Here is a 26,583-nt window from a genome sequence, read left to right as displayed (position 1 = left end):
TCTCAGGAACGTATCGCTGATGACGTTCCGCCAGACATTGACGGCTGCCGCGGCAGTAGCCGTGCTCGCGCCCGCCGCCGTACTGGCCACGCCCGCCGGCGCGTTCGCCGCGGAGGCTCCCGGCCGATCGGCAGACACCAGCGCGTCGCAGCAGGACGGCACCCGGGAGGGCGGCAGCAAGCCCGAACAGCCGGGCGGCGCGACGGAATCGGGTGGGTCCTCCGTGGGCGAGAAGCCGGCCACCGGAACCGACGGAAACCCGAAGCCCGGTACCCCGAAGCCCGGTACGGGGAACGGCACCGGCCCCGCACCCGGCACCGATCCCGGCAAGGACACCACGACCCGGCCCGGCCTGGGCACCGGATCGCAGCCGGGTCATGGAGCGGGAACGCAGCCGGGTCAGGGCACTGGCACGCAGCCGGTCAAGGACTCCGAGACCGAGCCGGGCACCACGGCCGGCGGATCGCGTTCCGGGGACGACGGGCCGAGCGGCGAATGCGAGGTCGAGGCGGGTCGCCTGCGGATGTCCATCGAGGGGTGGCAGTCCGACTTCGTCGCCGGTGCCGGCTGGAGCCGTTCCTCCATCAAAATCACCAACACCACCGACAAGGCGATGGATCGCATCAGACTGCGGCCACTCGCCTACTCCTTCGAAACCGTCGACTACCCGTACCGGGAAGTGCTGGGGGAGATCCACGACCCCGGGGCGGGCAGGTGGGTGAGCTTCGACGACGCCATCAACGACGGGGAGTTCGCCGGTCTCTCCCTCGCCCCGCAGGCCACGGTCAGCCTGCCGCTGCGCCTGCGCGCCGTCTCCACGGCCAAGCCCGGTCGCGGTTGGGTGATCATGGAGGGAGGGTTCTCCAACAAGGACGGCTCCTGCGGCTACTCCAACGACGGGCAGTACCACTTCACCATCCTCCCGGCACAGGACAAGCCCCGGAAGCCGGGCAAGCCCGACGAGAACGCCCAGCCAGGCGCCGGCGGCACGGGTGGCGACACGCCGCAGGCCGGCCTGAAGACACAGGGCGGCGCCAAGGAGGCCGCCGGCACCGGCGAACTGGCCGCCACCGGCTCGTCCTCGGCGCTGCCGACGATCGCCCTGGTGGGCGGCGTGGCCATGGCCGTGGGAGCGGGCGCGGTCATCACCGTACGCCGTCGCAGGGCCGGTGTCGGCTCCGGCGGTGGCACCGGAGCCGCGGTGTAAGGGGAAGGCCGGGCCCGGCATCGGTCCGGGCCCGGCCGGACAGCACCGTCGGGCCATGTGCACCGTCAGGCGACCAGCACCGCCAAGTGCCCTGAATCGTCAGGCGGACGGCGGCCTGACGGCCCGGCGCAGCGCCAGGGCTGCCAGGGCCTCCGGGGCGCCGGCCTGACCCCGGATGCCGGGAAAGGCGTTGATGTCCACGATGAGCGGTGCGCCGTCGCCCGCGTCGATGACGTCCACGCCGTAGACGTCCAGCGCGAAGACCTCACCGACCCGGCGCACCAGGTCCGGCCAGCCGGCCGGCAGGGCGTCGGAGGCGAGCGGCCGGTCGGGGCCCCGGCCTCCGGGCGAGAGTTCGGAGCGGCGCAGGGCGGCGAAGAGCCGGCCGTCGACCACCCAGAGTTTGTGGTCCCACCCGCTGTTCGGAACGAACTCCTGGACCACGACCGGCTCCTGCGGCCGGGTCGCGGCGAGTTGGCGCAGGTGCGTGGCGTCGTCCAGGCGGGCCACCAGGTCCTGTTTACGGCTGTGCCGGCTCTTGACCACCACCGGGCCGGCAAGCCGCGGCCCGTCGGCCAGTTCCGCGAGCGTGCCGAAGGTACGGGTGGGTACGAACGGGAGGCCGGCCCGCCGGGCGCGGTCCGCCATCGCCGTACGGTCCTGGCACAGCGTGGTCGCGGCGGCCGAGTTCACCACGGGGGCACCGCGTCCCTCCAAGGCGCGGGCGAGGGCGAGGGACCGTGGTGTATGGGACTTCAGCAAGTAGACGTCCGCGGGCCGCTCGGGAGTCCTCTCCACCGAGTCAGGGTCCAGCGTCTCCACCCGGTGCTCGGGGGTGAGCAAGGCGGTGGTGGCGGCCAGGAGAGGATGGCCTGGATCGCCTGTGACAAGGCCGATTCTCATGCACTCTCCCCCGCCGTCGCGGGCACGTGCACCGGGGCCGGAGGCGGGGCCGGGACCGTGGCTGGGGCCGGGCCCGCACCGGCCAGCCCGAGTACGGCGCGCGCCACCCGCGCCACCGCGTCCGGGACCTGCCGGAAGCTGGGGAAGTCGTTCACGTCGACCACCACCGGGCCGTCGGGCCCCAGCAGGACGTCCACGCCGTACAGGTCGAGGCCGTAGACCGCCCCGACCTGCCCGGCGATCGCGGCCACCTCCGCGGGCAGCGGCACGCGGCGCTCGGGTATGCCCAGTTCCGGGTGGAGCGGGGAGCAGCGCTCGGTGGCGTAGAGCTCGCCGCCGACGCAGTACACCTTCAGGTCGATGCCCGAGTTCGCCACGTACGGCTGGGCGATGAGCAGGCCCTCCCGCGCCAGTTCGGGGGCCATGGCGGCCAGCCGGTCCGGCGACGCCACCAGATGCACGGCCCGCCCCGAGCTGCCGTCGGCGGGCTTGACCACCAGCGGGTACTCCGACGACGGCAGCTCCGCCAGCAGTTCGGGGCGGGCCGCGGCGTAGGTCGGTGGTACGGGCAGCCCACGGCTGCGGCCGATCGCCGCGGCCAGCGCCTTGTCCCGTACGCGCCGTATCGACCGGGCGTCGTTGACCGTCGTCATCCCGGCCGAGGCCGCCGCTTCGAGCAGGGTGAGACCCGGGCCGCCGGAGACCGTCTTGAGCACCCAGGCGTCGTGCGAACCCGCCCGTAGCGCCTCGGTCATGCGCAGCAAGGAGCCGCCGGGCCGCAGCACGTCCACCTGGTGCCCCCAGGATTGCAGCTGACGGATCACCTCGTTCGGCATTCCGTCGTGCCGGTAGTGTTCCTCCACCAGGAAGCAGAGCCTCATCGATCTTCCTTGTAATCCGCCGAGCCGGCCCGGCGCGCGTAGCGAGATCACAGGATGTCATGACCGGTCGGCGGCGCCTCCCCCGGCGCCTGACCGGCCCGCTCCGCGGACTTCGCGGTGCTGGGTGGCCGTACGGGGCCGCGGCACGGGGAGGGGGAACTCCTGCCGCCGACCCTGGCAAGTCGGCGACGGCGGGGAGGAAACCCGGTGGGAGTGGGGGGCGGGGTCAGTTGTCGGCGGGTCAGTTGCCGGCGGGGACATCCCGCTCGCCGTCGGCGTACTCGGAGCAGAGGCAGCCCACCCCCTTCCCGATCCACTCCCGCCCGGTCCACTGCGGGTACCGCCGGGCCATCAGCTCCGCCACCTCATCGGCGATCACTTCCTCACCGACCGCCGCGTCGCGGCGTGTCCATGTCTCGCGCTGGAGCGCTTCGAGGTAGTCGCACACGTCGGTGAGCAACCGCGGGCCGCCGACCTCGCCGTGGCCGGGCACCACGATCCGCGGATCGAGGGCCGCCAGCCGCCACGCGACCGCGAGCCAGCGGGTGCCGGAGACATCGGTGTCGTGCGGCGGAAACCACGGGAAGATGGCGAACTGTCCTGCTTCCACCAGGTCTCCGGTGAACAGCACCCCCGCGTCGGGCACCTCGATCACCTGATCCCCCGGCTGTGGGCCCGGCCGGTGGCCCGCAGGCGCACCACCCGGCCGCCCAGATCGAGGTCATGGGTCCGGTCGTAGACATGGTCGGGCCGCACCGGGACGACGTCCGCCAGCCGGCGCGCGACCGGCTCGCCCAGCTGCCGGAACCTCTCCAGATACCCGGGCCCCCGCTCCCGCAGGTCCTCGGCCTGGTCCCGGTTGACCAGGTAGGTGGCCGCACCGGCGAAGGCCTGCGCCCCGAAGGCGTGCTCGGGGTGGAAGTGCGTCGTCGTCAGGTACAGCCGGCGTCCCCGTGCGTAGCCGGCCGCGAGGTCCCGTACCGCTTCGGCGTTCCGCGGGCCCAGCCCGGTGTCGACGACCAGGACCGCGTCGCGGCCGCCGATGATCCCGATGTTCGGTACGAGCGGCACCCCCGGTCCGGGACGACCAGCACGTCCCGGGCGATCTCCCGAGCCGCCGCGACGTGGACGGCGGGGTCCGGGAGCGCCTGCTCGACCATGTCGGCAATCTCCGGCATTTCAGCCATGTCAACTCCTCGCCATTCAGGGCATATACGTCATTCACCACGCGCGGGTGTGTGGTGTGTGGCATGTACGGTGTGAGCGGTATGTCCGGAGGTACGCCTGCCGGTTCCGCCACGACGTCGAGTCCACCGCCCCGCACGCCACGGCGTCCAACACCGGTCCCGTCTCCCCGATACCGCGCGGGTATCGTTGCTGGATGGAGCTACGCGTGCTGCGCTATTTCGTCGCCGTCGCCGAGGAACTGCACTTCGGACGGGCCGCCGTACGGCTGCGGATGACCCAGCCGCCGCTGAGCCGGGTGATCCGGCAGTTGGAGGCCGACCTGGGCTGCGTCCTGTTGGACCGTTCGCCCACCGGGGCCGCCCTGACGCCCGCCGGAACCGTGCTCCTCGACGAGGCCCGTACGCTGCTGGCGCGGGCCGACCGGACCCGCGTCAAAGTGGCGGCCGCGGCGGGTTCGGCCAGCTTGACCGTCGGTACCCTGGCCGACAGCGCCGGGCAGGCCGGAACCCGGCTCGCCGCCGCCTACCGGGCCCGGCACCCCCATGTGGAGGTCCGTGTCCGCGAGGCCGATCTGACCGATCCGAGCACCGGGCTGCGCGCCGGGCTGGTCGATGTGGCCCTGACCCGCGCGCCGTTCGACACCACCGGCCTCACCACCCGGGTCCTGCGTGCGGACGCGGTCGGCGCGGTCCTGCGCGCCGACGACCCGCTCGCCGGGCGCGACAGCCTGCGGCTCGACGACCTCGCCGGCCGTCCGTGGTTCCGCTTTCCGGACGGCACCGATCCCGTGTGGGCCGCGTTCTGGAGCGGCCGGCGCACCGCCCGCCGGAGCGGTCCCGTCGTACGGACCGCCCAGGAGTGCCTCCAGTCCGTCCTGTGGAGCGGGACGGTGGGGCTGATACCGCTGGGCCATTCCCTTCCCGAAGGACTCATCGCCGTTCCGCTGGCCGACATGCCGCCCAGTCAGCTCGTCATCGCCTGGAACGGCGCCGATCCCGGACCGCTCGTCCGCTCCTTCGTGCGCATCGCGACGGCGGCGTGGCGCCACGGTGAGGCCGCTGCGGCCTGACGGCCGGGTTCGCACCGCCAGGTCCGCCACCCGGGTCCGCCGCCGGGGTCCGCCCAGGCCCGCCACCCGAGCCCGCTGCCCAGGCCCGCCGCGCCCCATGGTCCATTTCCGGCCCCGGTGCCTCTTCTGATACGCCCTCGCCTCTTTGACCTCGTAAGATTCCCGCCGTAACGACTCGGCCAAGGGGAGAGAACGCTGATGGACTTCCGGCTGCTCGGGCCGGTGTCGGCCTTCTCGGGGGACGTGCCGGTGCCGATCGGCCCTCCCAAGCGCCGGGTCGTGCTGGCCCTGCTGGTGCTGGCCGAGGGCTCGCCCGTGGGGGCCGAGCGCATCATCGAGGCGTTGTGGGACACCCGCCCGCCGACTCACGCGCGGACCATCGTCTACGGCCATGTGTCGGCCCTGCGAGGGCTCCTGCACGCGGCGCCCAGCGCCTGTGTCGCCACCGAGGGCGGCGGCTACGCGCTGCATACCGCGCCGGAGGCGGTGGACGTGTGGCGCTTTCGCGACCTGGTGCGCCGGGCCACGGCCGGTTCTTCCGGCGAGGAGGCGGCCGACCTGCTGCGGGAGGCCCTCGGGCTGTGGCGGGGCCGGGTGCTCGGCGGGACCGGTGACACACCGCTGATGGCCGCGGCGGCCGAGCGGCTGGTGGAGGAACGGCTCGCCGCGCTGGAACACTTCGCCGCGGCCCTGCACGCCTGCGGCCGGGGCGCGGAAGCCCTCGCGCCGCTCCGGTCCGCCGTCGAACACCACCCGCTGCGCGAGTCGTTGATCGCGGCCACCGTCCGCTCGCTGCACGACGCGGACCGCCAGGCCGACGCCATCGACCTCTACCACCGTACGCAGCGCCTGCTCGCCGAGGAGCTGGGCGTCGACCCCGGGGCCGCGCTGTCCGAGGCGTACCTCGCCATCCTCCGTTCCCGGCCGGCCGCGGACCGGCAGCCGAAGGTGCAGCGGGGCGCGCCGACGCTGGTGCCGGTGCCTGCACCGGAGCACACCCCCGCACCGTCCCCAGCTCCGTCCCTCCGGCCCGCCACGCCCAGCACCACGCACGCCGCACCTGACACCCCCGCCCCCACCGACACTCCCCCACCCCCTCCCTCCTCCCGCGCGCCCCGGCCGGTTTCGTGGGCCGTTCGGACGAGCTGGCGCTCCTCTGCGAAGCCGCGCGGTCGGGCACCCCGGCCCTGTGTGTGGTCACCGGCCCCGCCGGAGTCGGCAAGACCTCGCTGGCGGTCCACTGGGCGTACACGTACGCCGGTGACTTCCCCGGCGGCATCCTCTACGCCGACCTGCACGCCACGGAACCCGACGGCACCGGCCCGCAGCCGGCCGGTGTCCTGCACGACTTCCTCCAGGCGCTCGGCATCCCCGAGGAACGCCTGCCCGCCGACACGCGCGCCGCGGAACACCTGTACCGCTCGCTGCTCACCGGCCGCCGCGTCCTCGTCCTGCTCGACAACGCGCGCGACGCGGCGCAGGTGCGCCCCTTGCTGCCCGGCACGCCGGGCTCCACCGTGCTGGTCACCAGCCGCAACCGGCTGGAAGGGCTGGCCGTCACCGACTGCGCCCGGCTGCTGCTGCTGGAACGGCTGGCGCCGCCGGACGGTGTACGGGTCCTGAGCACCGTGATCGGTGACGTCCGGGTGGCCGCCGAGCCGGTCGCCGCCGCGCACCTGTCCGCCCTGTGCGACGGCCTGCCGCTGGCGCTGCGGCTGGCCGCGGCGCGACTCGCCGCCCGGCCGCGGCTGTCCCTGCGGGCGATGGCGGACGACCTGGTCGACGAGCACCGGCGGCTGTCCCTGCTGGCCAACGAAGACCTCGGGGTCGAGGCGACGCTGCGCCTGAGCGTGCAGCAACTGCCGCCGGCCGGCGCGCTGCTCTTCCGCCAGCTGGCCCTGCACGTCGGTTCCGAACTCGACGCCGGCGCCGCGGCGGCACTCACCGGCCTGCCGCCGGCCGAGGCACGCGCCGCCCTGGACGAGCTGGCCACCGCCCACCTCGTCGAGGAGTGGACCGGCGACCGGTATCTGATGCACGACCTCACCAGGCTGTACGCGCGTTCCGCCGTGGCGCGGGCCGACACGGCGGGGCTGCACCGGCTGCTGGTGCACTACCTGGCCGCCGCCCAGGCCGCGGCCGCCGCTGCCGAACCCGGCAGCCAGCCCTGCTGCACCCTGCCCCCGGGCGTGACGCCGCCCGTCGCGCCGCCGGTCTTCGCCGACCGCGCCGACGCGATGGCCTGGTACGTCACCGAGCGCGCCAACCTGACCTCCGCGGTGGCCGCCGCGGCCGACGCCGGACACCCGGAACTGGCCTGGCGGATCGCCGTCGAGCTGTGGCCGCTGGTCGTGCGCCAGGTGCACGACGGCTGGGAACCGGCCCTGGAACGTGCCCTGGCCGCCGCCACCGCGCTCGACGACCCGGACGCCGAGTCACGGCTGTGCTCGCTGCTCGGCTGGGTCCTCACCGAGAACGGCCGGCACACGGCGGCGCTGGAACACCTGTGCCGCGCCCCGGACCTGGCCGTACGGGCCGGGGACCCGCGCGGTCAGGTGATCGCGCTGATCAACTGGGCGGCCGCGCTGGAGCACGTCGGCGACCTGCCCGGTGCCGGGACCCGGCGGGAGATGGCAGCGCGGATGGCGCACACCCTCGACCATCCGCACACCGAGTCCCTGTCCCTCTACCACCTGGCCGCCCACTGCCTGACCGTCGGCCGGCCCGACGAGGCCGTGGCCCACTGCCGTCAGGGCCTCGCGCTGGCCCCCGAGGAACAGTCGGACGAGCGCCGGGCGCTGCTCCTGGACACCTGCGGCAAGGCGCTGCAGGCGCTCGGCCGCGACAGCGAGGCCCGGCGTTGCTTCGCCGAGTCCGCGGCCCTCGCCGGACCGCCGCTGCCGGCGGAAGGGCCGGCCACCGGACAGGGCAGCCTGCCCGTGGGCGGCGGAGGGACTCCCGGCGGGAAGCTCCGCATCGTCGCGGGCTGACAGACCGACAGGAGGCGGTCCCACGCTCACTTTCTGAGCGCGGGGCAGACGGAGCCTGCCGTACCCGACGGGCCGTCGAGTACGGGACGGCGTGACCCAGCGAGCATCGGCCGCCTCTCCCCGTTCAGCTGTCCAACCGTCAAAACGGAACCTTGGATTTACCGCGGGACGCACCGTAGGTTTCTCGTGCTTTCAACCCGCTTGCTGCCGTGTTCCGCGGGGAGTTGACCGGCCGACCGCACTTCGGCCTCTTCGTGGCCGTGTGCGGGCGGGGCGGAATTCCGCCTTCCCGCGCCTTCGCCGAGCGGGCGCATCACCGACGCACGGCAGCCGGTCTCGTTCCAGGTTCACGCCGATGGTTCCGTGCCATGGCACGGCAGGGGGAATGCTCATGTCTTCCGGATCCGGACATCCGGACGTTTGTGTCGTGGGGGCGGGGCCGGTGGGTCTCACCACCGCCCTCGGGCTGGCGGCCGCCGGGGTCGGCGTCACCGTCCTGGAGAGCGCTCCGGGCATCGCCGCGTCCGCCCGCGCTCTGGTCCACCAGAGCCACACGCTGGAGGGTTTCGCGCGTCTCCAGGTGCTCGACGCCGTCGTGCGGGCGGGAACACCGTTGCGCGCGCGGGATTTCGTCGTACGCCGCACGGGCGAGCGCATCCGTCATCCCACGCCGGATCTCCGTACCGGCCCTGTCCCCGCGTACAACCTGATCCTGCGGCAGGACGGGCTCAGCCGTATCCTCCTCGGGCAGCTGGTGCGCTTTCCGACCGCCGAGGTGAGGTTCGGCTGCACGGTCGACACGGTCCGTCAGGACGGCGAATCGGTTCGCGTCGGCTACACACACAAGCAGGGCCGCGAGCAGATCGAAGCGCGCTGGGCCGTCGGCGCGGACGGTGCCCGCAGTACCGTACGGAAAGCCCTCGGTGTGGAATTCGGTGGATTCACCTGGCCGGAGCGCTTCGTCGCCACGGACATCCGTTACGACTTCGCTGCCCACGGTTACGCCGACGCGAATTTCGTCATCGATCCGGACGACGGGGCGATCATCGTGCGTATCGACTCCGGGAATCTGTGGCGGGTGGCTTGGACGGAGTGCGCGTCCCTCCCGGAAGAATCCCTCCCACGCCGACTGGCGGAATTCCTCGCACGTAATCTTCCCGGGCCACGGCCACGCACTTACGAACTGGTCGCGCACGCCCCGTACCGCGCGCACCAACGGGCCGCCGAACGGTTCCGCGTGGGCCGTGTCCTGCTGGCCGGCGACGCGGCCCACGTCACCAACCCGACCGGCGGCATGGGCCTGACCGCCGGGCTGCACGCCGCCTTCCCGCTGGGCGAGGCGCTGGCCGCCGTGCTTCTCGGGCGGTGCGGCGAGGGCGTGCTGGACCGTTACGCGGAGGCCGGCCGGGCCGCGTTCCTAGATCAGTTCTCGCCGCTCGCGACCGATCTGAAGCGCCTTGTCTTCGACACCCGTGACCCCGCGCGGCTCGCCGAGGCCCTCGTCCCGCTCCGCCGGCCGGCGGCCGGTGAGGAGCTACGCCATTCACGGACCACCGCGTTCCGCTCGGCCCTGCCGCTCTCGCTGCTGGACGACGAGGGAGCCGCCGGCCGCTCGCGCCCGGGCCTCGACGCGGCAGCCGCGGGCCCTCCTTCGGGGCCGCGGGGGCGCGCGGGCCACCACTCAGGACCACAGGAGAGGCAGACCGCACCATGACACCGACACCATCGGTCCTGTCCCGCAAGTGGAGCAGCTTCGAAGAGCTCCACGCGCTCCAGCGGGAACGTATCGGCACGACCCTGTGCCAGGCCGCGCACGCCCCCTTCTACCGGGACCGGTTCCGCCTGCGCCAGGGCGGGACGATGCCCGGCAGCCTCGCCGACGTCCCGGTGACCACCAAGGACGACCTGCGCGCCGCCTACCCGTTCGGCATGCTGGCGGTGCCGCGGGAGCGGGTCGCCACCTACCACGAGTCCAGCGGGAGTTCGGGCCGGGCCACGTCCTCGTTCTGCACCGAGGACGACTGGGTGGACATCGGTGAGCGCTTCAACCGCATGCCGGTCTCCATCGGCCCCGCCGACACCCTGCTGGTGCGCATCCCGTACGCCATGGTGCTGGCCGGGCACATCGGTCACTTCGGCGCCCGGGCGCGGGGCGCGACCGTGGTGCCCGCCGACAGCCGCAGCTTCGCCACCCCGTACGGTCGCGTCGTCCGGCTGCTGCACGACCTCGGTACCACCCTGACCTGGTCCAATCCCACCGAGCCGCTCATCTGGGCCGCGGCGGCCCGCGCCGCCGGGCTGGACCCCCGCACCGACTTCCCGCAGCTGCGCGCGCTCCTGGTCTGCGGCGAGCCGCTGAGCGACGCGCGCCGTGCGCGGCTGGGCGAGCTGTGGAACGCCTCCGTGATCGAGGACTACGGCGCCACCGAGGTCGGACCGCTCGCCTCCGCCTGCCGCTACGGCCGACGGCACTTCTACGCCGACCGTGTGGTGCCCGAGGTCCTCGACCCCGCCACCGGGGAGATCACCCCGGACGGTACCGGTGACCTCGTCATCACTCCGCTGTACCGCGAGGCCATGCCGCTGCTCCGGTACAACCTGGAGGACACCGTCCGGCTGAGCCACGAGCCGTGCGCCTGCGGCAGCCGGCTCCCCGTCGTCCGGCTCACGGGCCGCGCGACGCAGGCGTTCGACGTCGCGGGGCGGCGGGTCTCCCAGCTGCAACTGGAAGAGCTGGTGTTCCGTCTGCCTGCCGCCTACGGCGTGCTGTTCTGGCGGGCGCGCGCCGAAGCTCGGCGGCTCGTCGCCGAGGTGGAGGTCGCGGACGCGTACGCCGCGGACGCCTGCGCCGAGCTGGCCGGTGCCGTACGGGCGCGGCTGGGCGTGGAATGCGAGGTGGCTCCCGTGCCGCCGGGCACGCTGATGCCCGACGAGGTGCTGTCCGCGCCCGGCGACGTACTCAAGCCCCGCAGCCTGTTCGGCCCCGACGAGGACTGGTCCCGTGGTCTCCTCTACTACTGATGCCGCCCTTGCCCCGGCGTACGGCCTGGCCGCGCTCCCCTCCGCCACCCGCATCCTCCTCACCGGGGACGGCGCGACGACGGTCATGCTGGAAGCGCTGCTCGACGTGCCGTTGCGGGTGCGCGTGGTGGAGCAGCGGGTGGTGGACACGGCGGCGGTGCCGCCCGCGATCCGGCGGGCCCTCGCGGCCGAGCGGATGCCCCGGCTCCTGGAGCGGCTGTCCGAACTGGTCGACCCCGCGGGGCGGCCGGTCAGCCGCAACCGTGTCGTCTCCGCGGTGGCCGCGACCGGCCAGCTGCCGCCGCCGACGGACCCCACGCCGCTCGGTGTGCGGCTGCGCGAGGAACGCCGTGCGCAGCACCGGGAATTGCTGTGCTGCGGTGTCGGGCACGCGCCCGAGGCGCCGCACTTCGGCCGGTGTGCCTTCAAGGAGTACGTGATCAGGAGCCCGGACCGGTATCCGGTCTATGTCGCGGAACGGTTCAACCCGGCCGTCGTGGGCGTGGTCTGACCGCCGGTCGCCGCGCGGTCTCCGGGGCGGTGGGTGCGGCAGTACGTGTCGCGTACGGCGCGGTATCCGGGGACGTGCACGGTGTTCAGCAGCAGCGCCCAGCGGGCCGCGTTCGCCTCGATCCGCCGTTCGACGACGTGCCGGGCGGCGGGCGTGGTGGCCGCGGCGAGCTGTCGGGCGTGCGCCCACGCCTGCTCCCGCCAGATGCGGAACAGCCGGCCTGCGGTGTACCCGGCGATGGGGTTCCACCGCGCGTCGGCCAGGGCCAGTACCGGGTCGTAATGGCGGGCGATCTGTTGGACCGCGGGTGCGTACGCGCGGTCCAGGACCGTCTGGAAGCGGTTGTAGTCGGCCTTGCGTGACGCGCCTCCGGGACGGGTGAGACCGACGGAGGCCAGCACATAGGGCATGTCGCGCTGGATGTGCGCGTTGGCGCCGAGCAGGACGTCCTGTCCCGCGTTCACGTCACCCGTGCGTGCGGCCCCGAAGGCCGTCTTCCACGCCTGCGGAACCGGCCGGCCTTCCCGGTCGGCGTGGTAGGCGTCCAGATACAGGTTGACGAAGCCGGTGTTGAGGTCTCCGGCCAGCCAGTCAGGGTCGTCGAAGGAACCCGGCTTGGCCGCGGCCGCTTCCAGGGCGCGTTCGAGCTGGACGTAGATCACGGGGAAGGGGGCCCGGTGGTCGCATCCCAGTGCGTCGCGGAGCCGGGTCAGGGTCTGGCGTGCTTCCCGTACGCATCCGACCGCCGGCCCCTCGCAGGAAAGGCGTCGGGCGTCGTCGCGCGGTGGTGGTGCGGCGAGGGCCGGGCCGCCGGCCAGAAGCGCCGTCCCCGCCACTACCGCAGTGGACAGCTTGAAGAACACGCCACGCGTACCGGCCATACTCCCCCGCCTCCTTGTCGCCCGCCCGACACATCTCCCCCGCCTACCGAACGATCGGGCGCGACAAAGGTCACGCACTCACGGGGCGCCGGTTTCGCCTCCGCGGCGGTGCGCGGCGAGGGCCGCGAAGGCGGTGGGGTACGCCGGCAGCAGGGTGTCGAGGCCGGTGATGTCCAGCAGGCGGGCGAGCCGGCCGGAGACGGCGGCCAAGGTGAGGGTGCCGTCGGCCTCTTGCGCGGAGCGCCAGATCGCCACCAGGGCGTTGAAGCCGGAGGAGTCGCAGAAGGAGACGGCTTCCAGGTCCAGGACCAGGTGCCGGTGGCCCCGCCCGATGAGGTCCAGGGCCTCGGCGCGCAGGGTGGGCGCGGTGGTCAGGTCGAGATCGCCGGCGAGGGCGGCCAGGGCGAGGTCACCGTCGGCGCGCCGGGTGGTCAGGCGGAAGATGTCGTTCACGGTCGGTGCTCCGGCTTCCGCCCGGAGGGGCGAGATGGGGGCGGGACAGGGACGCCGTCCATGGGTGACACCGGCCGCGAGCGGGCCGGCGGGTACGGGCGGTGAGGAAACCGATCAGCCCCTCGCCGCCGAGCATAACGTCGCCGCCGGCGCCGGCCACGGCGGGCCGGTCCGCCCGAAGCCCCGGTCAGAGCCGCATTTTGGTCATCCTGAATGGCCGGTTGTGATCGCGTTGACCAAAAGTGGTGCGCTGCCGGTGGCGTGAACCGGGGGCGCAACTCGGCCGCACCGCCGCTGTCCAGTGGGTGAGACGGCGCCACCCGGCGCCCCGCCGGACGCCCTCACCCCAGTTCCGACGCCATCACAGGATCATCACATGTCCTCTACAACCCCTGCATCGAACAAATCCGGCGTACCTTCCCAACCGTGTCATGTACGGGCAAGCGCGGCCGGCTGGCGCCGGCGTGGCGGCTTTTCCCGGTGACCGGAATCTTTCGTTGACAGTCCGGAAATGCGGTCTCTACTGTTACGTGCAAATTCCGGCCCAATCCCTCCTTTCAGCTCATAGTGAGCGGACATCACCCGTTCACCATTTGCACGTGCGCATGTTTTCTGTCGTTTGCCGACCAGGTTCGCGCCGTTGCGCGGCCTGAAGAGGCAGCTCGAACGCAGCATTCAAGTACAAGGAGAAACGGTGACCCCCGCACTCGCCGAACAGCAGACCTACCGCCTGACCGAGGCCGAAACACACAAGCTCTGGCGGCTCTCCCAGCTCGCCGCCGGCGCCTCGGAGGCATCTGCGCTGGCGCTTTCCGGTCTACTTCTCGATCTGCCGAAATCCGTGCGTACCGCCTTGCTCGATTTTGCCGAGGCCGGTCACGACTCGGGATTCTTCCTGCTGCGCGGAGTCACCGTCGGGGACCTTCCCGACACCCCCACCGTTCACCACTCCGGCGCCCTCCAGGGGCACCCCACCGACGGCACCCTGACCCTCGTGGCGGATCTGCTCGGCTCGCTCGTCGGCTACCTGGACGAGAAGGACGGCGCGCTCCTCCACGACGTGCACGCCGTGCCCGGGGAGGAGCAGCGCATCGAGAACAGCGGATCGGTGGCCTTCGACTTCCACACCGAGAACGTCCACCACCCGCTGCGCCCGGACTACTTGGGCCTGCTGTGCCTGCGCCAGGACCACGAGGGCGTGGCCGCCACCCGCGTCGCCTCGGTGCGCGAGGCCGTCCGGCACCTGACCGAGGAGCAGGTGGCGATCCTGCGCACCCCGCAGTTCTACAGCTCCTACCCGGCGTCCTTCACCCGGGGCCGGACCGGCCCGGTGCCGCGCTCCGGACCGCACCCGGCCGTCTTCGGGCCGTACGACCGGCCGTTCATGCGCTTCAACTCGCACACCACGCACGCCGCCGGCGCCGAGGCGACCGCCGCGCTCAAGGCGCTGGCCGAGGCCCTGGAAGCGGTCTGCCACAACGTCGTGCTGGAGCCCGGCGACCTCGTCGTGGTCGACAACCACGTGGCGGCGCACGGCCGCAGCGCGTTCGTCCCCCGCTACGACGGCCGGGACCGCTGGCTGCGCCGCTTCTACTCCGTGCGCTCCATCCTCGGCTGGACGCAGCACATGATGACCCGTCAGCGCGTCATCCCGACGATGGAGGACATCCAGGGCGTGCTCTGAGCCGCGCTCCGCGCGCTCGCGGCCCCCGCCGGGCGTGACCGCCTCCCGAGCGGCCGCCCGGCCCGGGAACCGTCCGATTCGTCCTGCCCGTGCAGTCGCCCAGGACTGCGCATCCTTGCACTGAGGACCGGAATACCTTGGATTTCACAGACGTCATAGGGCTGCTCACCGCCGCGGTGGCCGCCGGGTGGGTGGACGCGGTGGTCGGCGGGGGCGGGGTGCTGCTCATCCCCGTCCTGCTGCTCAGTTTCCCGCATCTGCCGCCGGCCACCGCCCTGGGCACCAACAAGATCGCCGCGATCACCGGCACGGCGACCGCCGCTTACATGTACGCGCGGCGTACGGCCCTGGACCGGAAGATCCTCGTACCGGCCGCCGCCTGCGCGGTGCCGGCCGGCGCGCTCGGCGCGCTGTCGGCGGCCACCGTCCCCACGGCGTACTTCCGCCCGGTCATCATGGTCCTGCTGATCTCGGTCGCCCTGTTCGTGGCGTTCAAGCCGAGCTTCGGCACCCAGACACTGGCCCGCGAGGTGACCCGGCGGCGGCGCGTCGTCGCCGTGCTCCTCGCCGGCTGTGTGGTCGGTTTCTACGACGGGCTCTTCGGGCCCGGCGTGGGCACCTTCCTCATCATCTCCTTCACCACGCTGCTCGCCACGCAGTTCCTGGAGAGCGCGGCGATGTCGAAGGTCATCAACGCCTCGTCCAACCTCGGCGCCCTGCTGGTCTTCGCGCTCCAGGGCAACGTGCTCTGGGCGCTGGGGCTCGGGATGGCCGTGGGCAACGTGACCGGCGCGCTGATCGGTTCGCGCATGGCCCTGAAGAAGGGGTCCGGATTCGTCCGTACCGTGCTGGTGCTCGTGGTGATCGGCATGGTGACGAAGATGGCGTTCGACCAGTTCGCCTGAGACGACGGCCGAGCCAGGCAGCACCTCCCGCCCGGCCAGTACGTCCCGCACATCTCCTGCTCCTGCACACCTTCCGCACGTCCTGATCCAGCACGTCATGCTCCTGCACGTCCTGCACGTCAGCACTTGATGGGAACCACGCAAGAACACATCCGACACCCACGCTACGAGAGACCGGAGGCCACCATGGACCCCGTACGGAATCTCGCTGAACTACTGACCCTGCCGGACTTCGAGGCCGCCAGCGACGCGGTGCTCGACCAGGGCTGCCGGGCCTACGTCGCCGGCGGCGCCGGGACCGACCGCACCGTACGCGCCAACATCGCGGCGTTCGACGACATCTGGCTCCGACCACGGGTCCTGGCCGGCACGACGACCGAGCCCCGCACGGAAGTGACGGTTCTCGGGCACCGCATGTCCATGCCCGTCCTGCTCGCGCCGACCAGCCCGCAGCGGCTGCTGCACGAGGACGCGGAGATCGCCACCTCGCTCGCCGCCGAGGCGGCCGGCGTCGTCCCCGTCGTCAGCACCGACAGCCACGTCCCGTTCCCGGAGATCGCCAAGGCGTCGGGCCGGGCGGGCTGGTTCCAGCTCTACGCCTACCGGTCGCGCGACGACATCGCCGCGACGATCGACATGGCCGAGACCGCCGGTGCCTCGGCCTTGGTGGTCACCGTGGACGCCAGTCACGCCGCGCTGCGGGTGCACGCCCAGCGCGCCGGGTTCGCCACGCCCGGACACGTGGACTTCGGGACGCTGCGCGCGCTCGGCATCCTGGAGGGCGAGGTACCGGCCGGCGCCCGCATCGACCGGTTGTCGCTGAGCTGGGAGGACCTGCTGTGGATCCGGGCCAGGACCCGGCTCCCCTCCTGGTCAAGGGCGTACTGCGGGCCGACGACGCCCGCCGCTGCCTGGACAGCGGCGCGGACGGCGTCATCGTCTCCAACCACGGCGGGCGGCAGCTGGACGGGGCGGTGCCCAGTGTGGTCGCACTGAGCGAGGTCGCGGCCGAGGTCGACGGCCGGTGCGCCGTCCTGATGGACAGCGGCATCCGCTCCGGCGTGCACGTCGTCAAGGCCCTCTCGCTCGGCGCCGACGCGGTCTGCCTGGGGCGCCCGTACCTGTGGGGGCTGAGCGTCGCCGGGCGCGAAGGGGTCGAAGCGGTGCTGCGGCTGCTGCGCCGGGAGATCGAGGACACCCTCCGGCAGCTCGGCGCGGCCGATGTCGGCGAGCTGGGGCCGCACTTCGTGGCCAAGGCCGGCGCCGGGGCGGCCTGACGCCCGTACCACCGCCGACGCCGGGGCGGGGGGCGGGGGCGGCCTGACGGCCCGTACCACCGCCCGCTCCGCACCCGCGGCGAGAGCCCGTACCCGCACGACGTACCCGTACCACGACGCCCCCGTACGACGTCCCCGCACGAAGACTTTCCGAGAACGGAGACCCACGATGTTCCACTTCTCGCGCGGCATCCCCCCGCAGGAAGCGATCCCCTCGCGGCAGCTCGCCGAGCACACCGCCGCCGTCCTGCGGGACAGCGAGGCCCGGGTGTTCCAGTACGCGCCGATCGGCAACCACACGGGCGACGCGGCCCTGCGCGAGCAGCTCGCCGCCTTCCACTCGGTCGCCGCCGACCAGATCTTCGTCACCAACGGCTCCCTCCAGGCACTGGACCTGCTCGCCGCGCACCTCCTGGCCGGCGACCGCAAGGACGTGTACGTGGAGGCCCCCACCTACGACCGCGCGGTGCAGATCTTCGAGCGGCACGGCGGCCGGGTCTCCGGTATCACCCTTCAGCACGACGGCCTCGACCTGGACGCCCTCGAAGCCCGGCTGGCGACGCGCGTCCCGGCCCTCGTCTACGTCATCCCGGACTTCCAGAACCCGAGCGGCGTCACCATGAGCGAGGACAAGCGCCGCCGCCTCGTGCAGCTCGCCGAGACCCACGACTTCCTCATCCTGGAGGACATCCCCTACCGGGAGCTGCGGTACGGCGGCCAGGCTCCGGCCGGGTTCTTCGAGCTCGCGCCGGCCGGGCGGGTGCTCACGATGGGATCGCTGAGCAAGATCCTCAGCCCCGGCCTGCGCGTGGGGTACGTCATCGGCGAGCCCGAGACACTCGGCGCCCTGGCCGCGCTCGCCGAGGGCACGTACCTCTCTCCCGCCCCGCTGCTCCAGGCGGTCGCCGCGCAGGCTCTGGACGCGGGCCTGGCGCAGGAGAACGTGGCGGCCATCCGCGAGCTGCTCGGGCCCCGGCACGACGGTGCGGTCAAGGCCGTCCGCGAACTGCTGGGCGAGGACGCGCTCCTCGCCGTACCGCACGGCGGTTACTACGTGAGCGTGCACCTGCCCGTCGCCACGGACGAGGGCACGTTCCTCAAGGCCGCGGCCGCCGAGAGCCTGAAGCTGACCCGGGGCTCCGGCTTCTACCCGGGCGACGCGGCGCCGCCGGAGGGCAAGGTCTTCCTGCGGCTGCCGTTCCAGTCCTTCGAGCCGGACGAGTTCGCCGCCGGCGTCGAGCGGCTGGCCGCGGTGGCGTCCAAGGGCTGACCTGCGGATAGCGGTTCAGGGCCGCGGGCGGGAGGAGGACCGCCCGCGGCCTCGAACGGGCCCGCGCACGAGGGCTGGGGCCTGGGCAGCCACTGCTTCTACAAGGACGATCCGGCGATCGTCCAGGACCACGGTTTCGCCGCGCCGCGCAAGCCCGGGGCGAAGTTCCACGGTCGCTCATGGTCTTCCTCGGGGGCAAGGGCCAGCACGCCCATGTCGTCAACGACACCGGTGCCCCCGCCTCCGGCACGGGCACCGTCCCCTCGAAGGTGGTCTCGTACCCTGGCACCCGGGGTCCCTGACTCCGGGTGACCCGTCCGATCCCCGCTGAGTCCGACGCGTCCGGCCGAGTCCGACTGATGTCGACCGTCCTGGTCCGGGAGGAGACGAGAGCTGACGGTGACCGGTACCGATACCGGTGCCGCGCCGGGTCCGTACCCGCCGCCGCCCTGGCGCATGAGAGGCCACCTGTGGGGTGGTCTCTTCGCCACGGACGCGGCCCCGCGCCTTCCCCGGACCTCTCTCCTCTGACGGGCCGTTCGCTGGCCGTGTTCGTGATCCGGTACCGCGAGGGGACCCTCGGCTACGACGAGCTGATCGTGGGGACGCCCGCCCGTCGCGGCCGGCGGGCCGGTCTGTACGTGCACTGGATCTGGGTCGACGACGCGCAGTCGTTGTGGGGCGGGCGCCGTATCTGGGGAGTGCCCAAGCAACTGGCGGAGTTCCGCTGGGAGGGGTCGCGGGTCCGGGTGACCGACGGGCAGGGCCTCGTCGCCGCTCTGCGTCTGTCGGCCAAGGGCCCGTCGCTCCCCAGGCTTCCCCTGCCGATGACCGGCTTCGGGTCCCTCGACGGGGCGCGGACGGTCCTCACCGCACGGTTCACGGCTCGCCCGGGGGCCGCTTCGGTACGCGTGGAGGAGTGGCCGGCGCGGCTGCCCGCACTCCGCCACGGCGGCGCCCGCCCCGGTTTCCGCGCGGCCTCCTTCACCATGCTCATGCCCGCCCCCACGCTCCACCCCGTTCCGCCGGCCGCCTGAACCCACCGCATTCATCCGCTGGTCCGGCGGCGGAAGAAGGGCTCCGGGCGCGCACGGTAAGGGTTTACAGCTATCGGCAATCGGCCTCGGACAGTCGTTCGACGGACAGGAAGAAAGGGCGGTTGGCGAAGAGGAAAAAGGTAGCTGTGTCCGAAGCATCCTTAACGCTGCCGCATACCGGTGAATGCACGCGGCGGCGTAAAAGTCACCTGCACGGCGCCGGCGGACGGGCGGCCGGGGGCCGGTCCATCACGTGTCACCCCTGGACAACGGCGACATGGTTCGTACGGCGCCGCCGGGCGGACGGTTCCCGGAACGGCCGTGGATCACGGGAACCGTAATCGCCCTTGCGCGCCCTCCCCCTTTGTCGAACACGAGAACGTGTCACTCACGTATCCCCGCGGCAATCACGGCAAAGCACGGGGAAAATAACTTCCAGACCTGGCCAACTGGCGAAAAAGCGTCCCTCTTTCCGCCCGGCGCGGGAGGAATCTGGGGACGTTTCGTGGAGTGGCGTGCCGAGCGAGTCCGCCACACGGCCCCAGGAGGAGCCCTCGTATGTGGCGTGGCAGGGCGAAGGCGGAACGTGCCGCGGCGGACGCGGCCGAACGGCTGATGGCGGCCGGCCGGCTGTTGAGCCGGGCGCCGGTTTCGGAGGACGGGCGGGCGGTTTTCCGTACGGATCAGGGGGTGAATGACGCGCCTTACCGGGAACGGTGGGCCCACGACAAGGTGGTGCGTTCCACCCACGGGGTGAATTGCACGGGCTCCTGTTCCTGGCAGGTGTACGTCAAGGACGGGCTCATCACCTGGGAGACGCAGGCGACGGACTATCCGACGACGGGTCCGGACCGCCCGGAGTACGAGCCCCGGGGCTGCCCGCGCGGCGCGTCGTTCTCCTGGTACACCTACTCCCCCACCCGGGTGCGCCACCCGTACGCGCGCGGCGTGCTGGTGGAGATGTACCGGGAGGCGCGGGGCCGGCTCGGCGACCCGGTGGCGGCCTGGGCGGAGATCACCGGCGATCCGGAGCGGCGACGGCGCTACCAGCGGGCGCGCGGCAAGGGCGGGCTGGTGCGGATCGGCTGGGACGAGGCGCTGGAGATCGCGGCCGCCGCCCATGTGCACACCGTGCGGGAGCACGGTCCCGACCGGATCGCGGGGTTCTCCCCGATCCCGGCGATGTCGATGGCCTCGCACGCGGTCGGTGCCCGGTTCATGTCGCTGATCGGCGCGCCGATGCTCTCGTTCTACGACTGGTACGCGGATCTGCCGATCGCCTCGCCGCAGGTCTTCGGCGACCAGACCGACGTACCGGAATCGGGCGACTGGTGGGACGCGGCGTACCTGATGCTGTGGGGTTCCAACGTGCCGGTGACCCGTACGCCGGACGCGCACTGGATGGCGGAGGCCCGCTACCGCGGCCAGAAGGTCGTGGTCGTCTCCCCCGACTACGCGGACGCGACGAAGTTCGCCGACGAGTGGCTGCACCCGCATCCGGGCACGGACGGGGCACTGGCGATGGCGATGGGCCATGTGATCCTGCGCGAGTGCTTCGTGGACCGGAAGGTGCCGTACTTCACGGATTACGTGCAGCGGTTCACGGATCTGCCGTTCCTCGTCGGGCTGGAGGAGTACGGGGCGGGTGCGGAGGGGGTGACGAGCGAGGCCGGTGAGGAAGAGGCGACAAGTGCTGCGGTCCGGGTGGTGCCGGGCCCGTTCCTCACGGCGCAGGACGCCGGGCTGGCCGCGGACGCCGGAGCGGAGGCCCGGCGCTGGATGCCCGTCCTCGTCGACACGGCCACGGGCGACCCCGTCGTACCGGCCGGGACGCTGGGCGACCGCTGGCGCGCGGGCGGCGAAGGGCGCTGGAACCTGGACCTGGACGGGATCGATCCGCAGCTGAGTCTGTACGGGCGGCCGGACGCGACCGTCGCGCGGGTGGTGCTGCCGCGTTTCGACCAGGAGCGGGGCACGCTGGAGCGGGAGGTTCCGGCGCTGCGTGTCGGCGGGCGGCTGGTGACCACGGTCTTCGATCTGCTGCTGGCGCAGTACGGGGTGGGGCGCGCCGGTCTGGGCGGGCAGTGGCCCGGCTCGTACGAGGACGCGGAGGTGCCGTGCACCCCGGCGTGGCAGGAGACCCTCACATCGGTGCCGGCGCGGGCCGCGGTGCGGGCGGCGCGGGAGTTCGCGCGTACGGCGGAGCAGACCCGGGGCCGCTGCATGATCGTGATGGGCGCGGGCACCAACCACTGGTTCCACTCGGACACCATCTACCGGTCGTTCCTGTCCCTGCTGCTGCTGACGGGGTGCCAGGGCGTCAACGGCGGCGGCTGGGCGCACTACGTGGGCCAGGAGAAGGTGCGGCCGTACACGGGCTGGCAGCAGCTGTCCACGGCCGCCGACTGGGTACGCCCGTCACGGCAGATGGCCGGTACGCCGTACTGGTACCTGCACACCGGCCAGTGGCGGCACGACCGGGCCCCGGCCGACGCGCTCGCCTCCCCGGCCGGCCGGGGCCTGTTCGCCGGGCAGCACACCGCCGACCTGGTGGCCCGTTCGGTCCGCCGGGGGTGGATGCCGTCGTACCCCACCTTCGACGCCAATCCGCTGGACCTCGGCCGGCGGGTCCGCGCGGCCGGCGCCGACCCCGGCCGGTGGGTCGCGGACGAGCTGGACGCCGGCCGGCTCTCCTTCGCCTGCGAGGACCCCGACGCGCCGGCCAACTGGCCGCGCGTGCTGACGGTGTGGCGGGCCAACCTGATCGGTTCCTCGGCGAAGGGCAACGAGTACTTCCTGGGGCACCTGCTGGGGGCCGACGACAACGCGAGCGCGCAGGAGGTACCTCCGGAGGTACGCCCGCGGGACGTCACCTGGCGGGAGGAGGCGCCGCGCGGCAAGCTCGACCTGCTGCTGGCGCTGGACTTCCGTATGACGTCCACGACCTTGTTCGCCGATCTCGTGCTGCCGGCCGCGACCTGGTACGAGAAGCACGACCTGTCGAGCACGGACATGCATCCGTACGTGCACGCCTTCTCGCCCGCGATCAGCCCGCCCTGGCAGGCCCGTACCGACTTCGAGATCTTCCACGGGCTCGCCCGGGAAGTGAGCCGGCTGGCCGCCGGGCGCCTGGACACGGCCTACGACTTGGTGGCCACCGCCCTCCAGCACGACACGGCGGCCGGTGAGACGCCGCCCCCGGGGCCGACGGCGCCGCGCTACACGCTCGTGGAGCGGGACTACACCGCGCTCGCCGACCGGCTGGCGGCCCTCGGCCCGCTGCCGCGGGAACAGGGCATGACCGTCAAGGGCGTCACCGTACAGGCAGGGCCGGAGACGGACTGGCTCGCCAAGCGCTGCGGTACGGCGGCCGACGGCGCGGCGCGCGGCCTGCCGCTGCTCGACACCGACGTGAAGCTGTGCGAGGCGATCCTCGCCCTGTCCGGCACCACCAACGGCCGGCTGGCCGCCGAGGGTTTCCGCGCGCTCTCCGGGCGCTGCGGCACCGGCCGCGGACTGGAGGAGCTGGCCGCCTCGGTCGCCGAGCGGCGCATCGTCTTCGCCGACACCCAGGCCCGGCCTGTGCAGGTGTCGGCGAGCTTCGAGTGGTCGGGCAAGGAGGGGCCGGAGCGCCGGTACGCGCCGTTCACCGTCAACACCGAGCACCGTAAGCCCTGGCACACCCTCACCGGCCGCCAGCACTTCTACCTCGACCACGAGTGGATCGCCGAGTACGGCGAACAACTGCCCGTCTACCGGCCGCCGCTGGACCTGGCCGCGCTCGGCGAACAGCCGCGCCCCGGCGCGTCCGCCGAGCGGTCGGTGACCGTGCGCTACGTGACGCCGCACTCCAAGTGGTCCATCCACTCCGAGTACCAGGAGAACCTGCTCATGCAGACCCTGGCCCGCGGCGGCCCGGTGATCTGGATGAGTGTGGCGGACGCCGAGGCCGTCGGGGTGGCGGACAACGACTGGATCGAGGCGGTCAACGCCAACGGCGTGGTCGTGGCGCGAGCGGTCGTCTCGCACCGGATGCCGGCCGGCACGGTGTTCATGTACCACGTGCAGGAACGGCTGGTGAACGTGCCGCTGTCGCAGACCACCGGGCGGCGCGGCGGTGTCCACAACGCGCTGACCCGGCTCATGATCAAACCCACCCACCTCATCGGCGGCCACGCCCAGCTGTCCTTCGCCCCCAACTACTACGGTCCCACCGGCAACCAGCGCGACGCGGTCACCACCATCCGCCGCCGCTCCCAGGAGGTCAGCTACTGATGCGCGTCATGGCGCAGATCGCGATGGTCATGAACCTCGACAAGTGCATCGGCTGCCACACCTGCTCGGTCACCTGCAAACAGACCTGGACGAACCGTTCCGGCACCGAGTACGCGTGGTTCAACAACGTCGAGACCCGGCCCGGCCAGGGCTACCCGCGCGGCTACGAGGACCAGGACGTCTGGCAGGGCGGCTGGCAGCGCAAGCACGGCCGGCTGGTGCCGCGCAGCGGCGGCCGGGCCCGTCGGCTGGCCCGGCTGTTCGCCAACCCCCGGCTGCCCACGCTGGACGCGTACTACCAGCCGTGGACGTACGACTACGGCATCCTGACCGACGCGCCGCTCGGCGACGACGTGCCCACCGCGCCGCCCCGCTCCCTGACCGACGGCCGGCCCACCGCCGTCACCGGCGGCCCCAACTGGGACGACGACCTCGGGGGCGGGCCCGCGCACCTCGCCGGCGACCCCGTACTGAAGAAGATGAGCGACCGGGTGCGCCTGGAGTACGAGCAGGCGTTCATGTTCTACCTGCCGCGGATCTGCGAGCACTGCCTCAATCCGTCGTGCGTGGCCGTGTGCCCGTCCGGCGCCCTCTACAAGCGCATCGAGGACGGCATCGTCCTGGTGGACCAGGACCGCTGCCGCGGGTGGCGGATGTGTGTGACCGGCTGCCCGTACAAGAAGGTCTACTTCAACCACCGCACCGGCAAGGCCGAGAAGTGCACCCTGTGCTACCCGCGGCTGGAGGCGGGCGAGCCCACCGTGTGCTCCGAGACGTGCGTGGGGCGGCTGCGCTACCTCGGCGTCGTCCTCTACGACGCCGACCGGGTCGGCGAGGCCGCCGCCACCCCCGACGAGCGGGACCTGTACGAGGCCCAGCTCTCCTGCTTCCTCGACCCGTCCGACCCCGAGGTCGCCCGCGCCGCCGAGGCCTCCGGCATCCCGCACGACTGGGTCACCGCGGCCCGCGACTCCCCCACGTACGCACTGATCAGCACGTACCGGGTGGCGTTGCCGCTGCACCCGGAATACCGCACCATGCCGATGGTCTGGTACGTGCCCCCGCTGTCGCCGGTGGTGGAGTCGCTGACCGCCACCGGGCACGACGGTGAGGATCCGGCCAAACTTTTCGCCGCCATCGACGCGCTGCGGATTCCGCAGGAGTACCTGGCCCACCTGTTCACGGCGGGCGACACTGCGCCGGTGGAGGCGGCCCTGTGCCGGCTGGCCGCGATGCGGGCGCACATGCGGCGCGCCAACCTCGGCGAGGAGCCGGACCCGGCGATCGCCGCCTCGGCGGGCATGACCACCGCGTCGCTGGAGGCCATGTACCGGCTGCTGGCCGTGGCCAAGTACGAGGAGCGCTACGTCATCCCCACCGGCTACGCCGTCACCGGCCCCGATGCCACGGACGCCGGGTGCAGCCTGGAGGGCGCGGGGGCGCCGGGCATGTACGACCCGGAGGGCTTCCACGCCCCGCCCGCCGCGCCGCCCGGGGCGGAACACGCGGGCACCTCACTGCGGGACCGGGTGAACCTCTTGAACTGGAACGGCCGCGGTCGCCCCGCCGGCCTCTTCCCCCGCGGGCGAGGAGAGTCGTGAACGCTCCCCTCATCCACCAGGCCGCGTCTCTGCTCCTGTCCTACCCCGGGTCCGACTGGCCCGCCCGGCGCCGGAGCGTCGGCGCCGCCCTGCGGCCGGAGACGGACGGACCGGCCGCTCTCCTGCTGCGGTTCTGCACCCGCGTCCAGGACGTTCCCACGCTGGCCCTCGCCGCGCAGTACGTCGCCGCCTTCGACCGCAGCCCCCGCCGGACCCTGCACCTGACGTACTACACCGACGGCGACACCCGGCGGCGCGGTGCCGCCCTCGCCCGGATCAAGGCGCGCTACCGCGCCGAGGGCTGGCAGCCGGTCCCGGACGAACTGCCCGACCACCTGCCCCTGATGCTGGAGTTCGCCGCCCGCGTCCCGGCGGTCGGCCGCGCCCTGCTGCGCGAGCACCGGGCCGCACTGGAACTGCTGCGCCTCGCCCTGGAGGACCACCGCAGCCCCTACGGCGACGTCCTCGACGCCGTCTGCCGCACCCTGCCCGGGCCGCGTCCCGCCGACCGGGCCGCCGCCCGCCGCCTGGCCCGTACCGGGCCCCCACCCGTGGAGACCGTGGGCCTGGACCCGTTCCCCGGCCCCGAGCCCCGAGGAGCCCGCCGGTGAACCCCCTGCACACCGCGCTGTGGGGCGTGCTGCCCTACGTCGTCACGACCCTGCTCGTCGCGGGCACCGCCTGGCGCTACCGCTACGACCGCTTCGGCTTCACCAGCCACTCCAGCCAGCTGCACGAGAGCACGCTGCTGCGCATCGGTTCGCCGCTGTTCCACTACGGGCTGCTGTTCGTCGTCGCGGGCCACCTCGCCGGACTGCTGATCCCCGAGACGTTCACCGAACGCGTCCACATCCACGAGTGGCTCTACCACGCCAACGCCCTCGCGGTCGGCGGCGTGGCCGGGCTGGTCACCACGGCCGGCCTGGCCGTGCTGATCTACCGGCGGCTCCGTGTCCCCGCGGTGCGTGCCGCCACCCTGCGTACCGACCGGATCCTGCACCCGCTGCTCGTCGCGACCCTGCTCGCCGGGCTGGCCGCCACCGCCACGACCACCAGCGACCATCCGTACGACTACCGGCAGGGCGTCTCCCTCTGGTTCCGCTCGCTGTTCACCTTCAGCCCCGACGTGCCGGTCATGGCGCACGCGCCGCTGGTCTACCAGCTCCACGCCCTGCTGGGCATGGCGCTGTTCGCGCTGTGGCCCTTCAGCCGTCTCGTGCACGCCTTCACCGCGCCCGTCGGCCATCTGTTCCGCCCGTACATCGTCTACCGGTCGCGCGGTACGCGGGGAACGGCGTCGGCCGCGTCCGTCGGTGAGAGGGTGGACATCTGTCCGAAACGCGCCGGGACGATCGCACCGGTTCGGCGGGGACGAAGTGGGTACACCGTTCACAATGAGGCTTTTCACCCCCATTGCGGCGCGACCCGTC

17 protein-coding genes and 5 pseudogenes are annotated in these 26,583 nt (G+C 72.8%); 17 read left to right on the top strand and 5 right to left on the bottom strand.

Annotation, left to right across the window (positions count from 1 at the left end):
- Window positions 1-19: 19 nt before the first annotated feature.
- Window positions 20-1,207 carry an LPXTG cell wall anchor domain-containing protein gene (locus ACEXOX_RS41320; protein ID WP_406525802.1) on the top strand — a complete coding sequence of 396 codons (1,188 nt, stop codon included), beginning with the start codon at window positions 20-22 and terminating at the stop codon, window positions 1,205-1,207.
- Window positions 1,208-1,306: 99 nt separating this feature from the next.
- On the opposite strand, the gene ACEXOX_RS41315 is transcribed toward ACEXOX_RS41320, so the two are convergent.
- The 3 genes and pseudogenes from ACEXOX_RS41315 to ACEXOX_RS41305 all read right to left on the bottom strand — a co-directional run bounded on the left by ACEXOX_RS41315 (window position 1,307) and on the right by ACEXOX_RS41305 (window position 4,062).
- Complete coding sequence (locus ACEXOX_RS41315; protein WP_406525801.1) at window positions 1,307-2,110, bottom strand: RimK family alpha-L-glutamate ligase; 804 nt, start codon at window positions 2,108-2,110, stop codon at window positions 1,307-1,309.
- On the bottom strand, window positions 2,107-2,991 hold the full coding sequence (locus ACEXOX_RS41310) for a RimK family alpha-L-glutamate ligase (RefSeq protein ID WP_406525800.1): 885 nt from the start codon (window positions 2,989-2,991) through the stop codon (window positions 2,107-2,109). Before ACEXOX_RS41310 ends, ACEXOX_RS41315 begins: the two co-directional genes overlap by 4 nt.
- Window positions 2,992-3,232: 241 nt before the next feature.
- Window positions 3,233-4,062: pseudogene (locus ACEXOX_RS41305) on the bottom strand (MBL fold metallo-hydrolase).
- 310 nt (window positions 4,063-4,372) lie between these two features.
- Here ACEXOX_RS41305 and ACEXOX_RS41300 point away from each other — a divergent pair.
- The 6 genes and pseudogenes from ACEXOX_RS41300 (at window position 4,373) to ACEXOX_RS41275 (ending at window position 11,770) form a co-directional block, all read left to right on the top strand.
- Window positions 4,373-5,248 (top strand): LysR substrate-binding domain-containing protein, encoded by an 876-nt coding sequence (locus tag ACEXOX_RS41300; RefSeq protein WP_406525799.1) that lies wholly within the window; start codon window positions 4,373-4,375, stop codon window positions 5,246-5,248.
- Window positions 5,249-5,446: 198 nt separating this feature from the next.
- Window positions 5,447-6,151 (top strand): annotated as a pseudogene (locus ACEXOX_RS41295) (BTAD domain-containing putative transcriptional regulator); the annotation flags it as partial.
- A 290-nt stretch (window positions 6,152-6,441) separates the two neighbouring features.
- A complete protein-coding gene (locus tag ACEXOX_RS41290; RefSeq protein ID WP_406525798.1) occupies window positions 6,442-8,238 on the top strand; it encodes an NB-ARC domain-containing protein in 1,797 nt (598 codons plus the stop codon).
- A gap of 355 nt (window positions 8,239-8,593) precedes the next feature.
- Window positions 8,594-9,952 carry an FAD-dependent oxidoreductase gene (locus ACEXOX_RS41285; protein WP_406525797.1) on the top strand — a complete coding sequence of 453 codons (1,359 nt, stop codon included), beginning with the start codon at window positions 8,594-8,596 and terminating at the stop codon, window positions 9,950-9,952.
- A complete protein-coding gene (locus tag ACEXOX_RS41280) occupies window positions 9,949-11,259 on the top strand; it encodes a phenylacetate--CoA ligase family protein (protein WP_406525796.1) in 1,311 nt (436 codons plus the stop codon). The genes ACEXOX_RS41285 and ACEXOX_RS41280 overlap by 4 nt, the downstream gene beginning before the upstream one ends.
- Complete coding sequence (locus ACEXOX_RS41275; protein ID WP_406525795.1) at window positions 11,240-11,770, top strand: hypothetical protein; 531 nt, start codon at window positions 11,240-11,242, stop codon at window positions 11,768-11,770. Before ACEXOX_RS41280 ends, ACEXOX_RS41275 begins: the two co-directional genes overlap by 20 nt.
- Here the strand turns inward: ACEXOX_RS41275 and ACEXOX_RS41270 are convergent.
- Together ACEXOX_RS41270 and ACEXOX_RS41265 are read right to left on the bottom strand one after the other, a co-directional pair.
- Window positions 11,725-12,651: a DUF5995 family protein gene (locus ACEXOX_RS41270; RefSeq protein WP_406525794.1), complete on the bottom strand. Its 927-nt coding sequence runs from the start codon at window positions 12,649-12,651 to the stop codon at window positions 11,725-11,727. The two genes, ACEXOX_RS41275 and ACEXOX_RS41270, sit on opposite strands and share 46 nt — an antisense overlap.
- A gap of 78 nt (window positions 12,652-12,729) precedes the next feature.
- Window positions 12,730-13,104 carry an STAS domain-containing protein gene (locus ACEXOX_RS41265; protein ID WP_406525793.1) on the bottom strand — a complete coding sequence of 125 codons (375 nt, stop codon included), beginning with the start codon at window positions 13,102-13,104 and terminating at the stop codon, window positions 12,730-12,732.
- A gap of 694 nt (window positions 13,105-13,798) precedes the next feature.
- On the opposite strand from ACEXOX_RS41265, the gene ACEXOX_RS41260 reads away from it, so the two are divergent.
- The 10 genes and pseudogenes from ACEXOX_RS41260 to narI all read left to right on the top strand — a co-directional run.
- Window positions 13,799-14,788: a TauD/TfdA family dioxygenase gene (locus ACEXOX_RS41260; protein WP_406525792.1), complete on the top strand. Its 990-nt coding sequence runs from the start codon at window positions 13,799-13,801 to the stop codon at window positions 14,786-14,788.
- Between the two features lie 137 nt (window positions 14,789-14,925).
- Complete coding sequence (locus ACEXOX_RS41255; protein ID WP_406525791.1) at window positions 14,926-15,693, top strand: TSUP family transporter; 768 nt, start codon at window positions 14,926-14,928, stop codon at window positions 15,691-15,693.
- A 129-nt stretch (window positions 15,694-15,822) separates the two neighbouring features.
- Window positions 15,823-16,970: pseudogene (locus ACEXOX_RS41250) on the top strand (alpha-hydroxy acid oxidase).
- Window positions 16,971-17,139: 169 nt separating this feature from the next.
- Entirely contained in the window at window positions 17,140-18,240 is a 1,101-nt protein-coding gene (locus ACEXOX_RS41245) for a PLP-dependent aminotransferase family protein (RefSeq protein WP_406525790.1), read from the top strand.
- Window positions 18,241-18,306: 66 nt separating this feature from the next.
- Window positions 18,307-18,542 (top strand): annotated as a pseudogene (locus tag ACEXOX_RS41240) (coagulation factor 5/8 type domain-containing protein); the annotation flags it as partial.
- A 246-nt stretch (window positions 18,543-18,788) separates the two neighbouring features.
- The gene (locus tag ACEXOX_RS41235) at window positions 18,789-19,277 is read left to right on the top strand and encodes an acetoacetate decarboxylase family protein (protein ID WP_406525789.1); all 489 of its coding nucleotides are present in this window, start codon (window positions 18,789-18,791) and stop codon (window positions 19,275-19,277) included.
- Window positions 19,278-19,835: 558 nt separating this feature from the next.
- Complete coding sequence (locus ACEXOX_RS41230; RefSeq protein ID WP_406525788.1) at window positions 19,836-23,552, top strand: nitrate reductase subunit alpha; 3,717 nt, start codon at window positions 19,836-19,838, stop codon at window positions 23,550-23,552.
- On the top strand, window positions 23,552-25,153 hold the full coding sequence (gene narH / locus ACEXOX_RS41225) for a nitrate reductase subunit beta (RefSeq protein ID WP_406525787.1): 1,602 nt from the start codon (window positions 23,552-23,554) through the stop codon (window positions 25,151-25,153). Before ACEXOX_RS41230 ends, narH begins: the two co-directional genes overlap by 1 nt.
- Complete coding sequence (gene narJ / locus ACEXOX_RS41220) at window positions 25,150-25,764, top strand: nitrate reductase molybdenum cofactor assembly chaperone (protein ID WP_406525786.1); 615 nt, start codon at window positions 25,150-25,152, stop codon at window positions 25,762-25,764. The genes narH and narJ overlap by 4 nt, the downstream gene beginning before the upstream one ends.
- Window positions 25,761-26,435, top strand: a pseudogene (gene narI / locus ACEXOX_RS41215) (respiratory nitrate reductase subunit gamma); the annotation flags it as partial. The gene narJ and the pseudogene narI, both read left to right, overlap by 4 nt.
- Between the last annotated feature and the right edge of the window lie 148 nt (window positions 26,436-26,583).

Source organism: Streptomyces sp. Ac-502 (assembly GCF_045222935.1).
GTDB classification, from domain to species: Bacteria; Actinomycetota; Actinomycetes; order Streptomycetales; family Streptomycetaceae; genus Streptomyces; species Streptomyces monomycini.
Note: the sequence above shows the minus strand (reverse complement) of the source record. Positions and strands in the feature narration are given on the sequence as shown.

What these genes read in the sequence shown, in the direction of transcription:
- ACEXOX_RS41320 (WP_406525802.1), top strand. Translation starts at nt 20, where the DNA reads ATGACGTTCCGCCAGACATTGACGGCTGCCGCGGCAGTAGCCGTGCTC.
- ACEXOX_RS41315 (WP_406525801.1), bottom strand. Translation starts at nt 2,110, where the DNA reads ATGAGAATCGGCCTTGTCACAGGCGATCCAGGCCATCCTCTCCTGGCC.
- ACEXOX_RS41310 (WP_406525800.1), bottom strand. Translation starts at nt 2,991, where the DNA reads ATGAGGCTCTGCTTCCTGGTGGAGGAACACTACCGGCACGACGGAATG.
- ACEXOX_RS41300 (WP_406525799.1), top strand. Translation starts at nt 4,373, where the DNA reads ATGGAGCTACGCGTGCTGCGCTATTTCGTCGCCGTCGCCGAGGAACTG.
- ACEXOX_RS41285 (WP_406525797.1), top strand. Translation starts at nt 8,594, where the DNA reads ATGGTTCCGTGCCATGGCACGGCAGGGGGAATGCTCATGTCTTCCGGA.
- ACEXOX_RS41280 (WP_406525796.1), top strand. Translation starts at nt 9,949, where the DNA reads ATGACACCGACACCATCGGTCCTGTCCCGCAAGTGGAGCAGCTTCGAA.
- ACEXOX_RS41270 (WP_406525794.1), bottom strand. Translation starts at nt 12,651, where the DNA reads ATGGCCGGTACGCGTGGCGTGTTCTTCAAGCTGTCCACTGCGGTAGTG.
- ACEXOX_RS41245 (WP_406525790.1), top strand. Translation starts at nt 17,140, where the DNA reads ATGTTCCACTTCTCGCGCGGCATCCCCCCGCAGGAAGCGATCCCCTCG.
- ACEXOX_RS41230 (WP_406525788.1), top strand. Translation starts at nt 19,836, where the DNA reads ATGTGGCGTGGCAGGGCGAAGGCGGAACGTGCCGCGGCGGACGCGGCC.
- narH (WP_406525787.1), top strand. Translation starts at nt 23,552, where the DNA reads ATGCGCGTCATGGCGCAGATCGCGATGGTCATGAACCTCGACAAGTGC.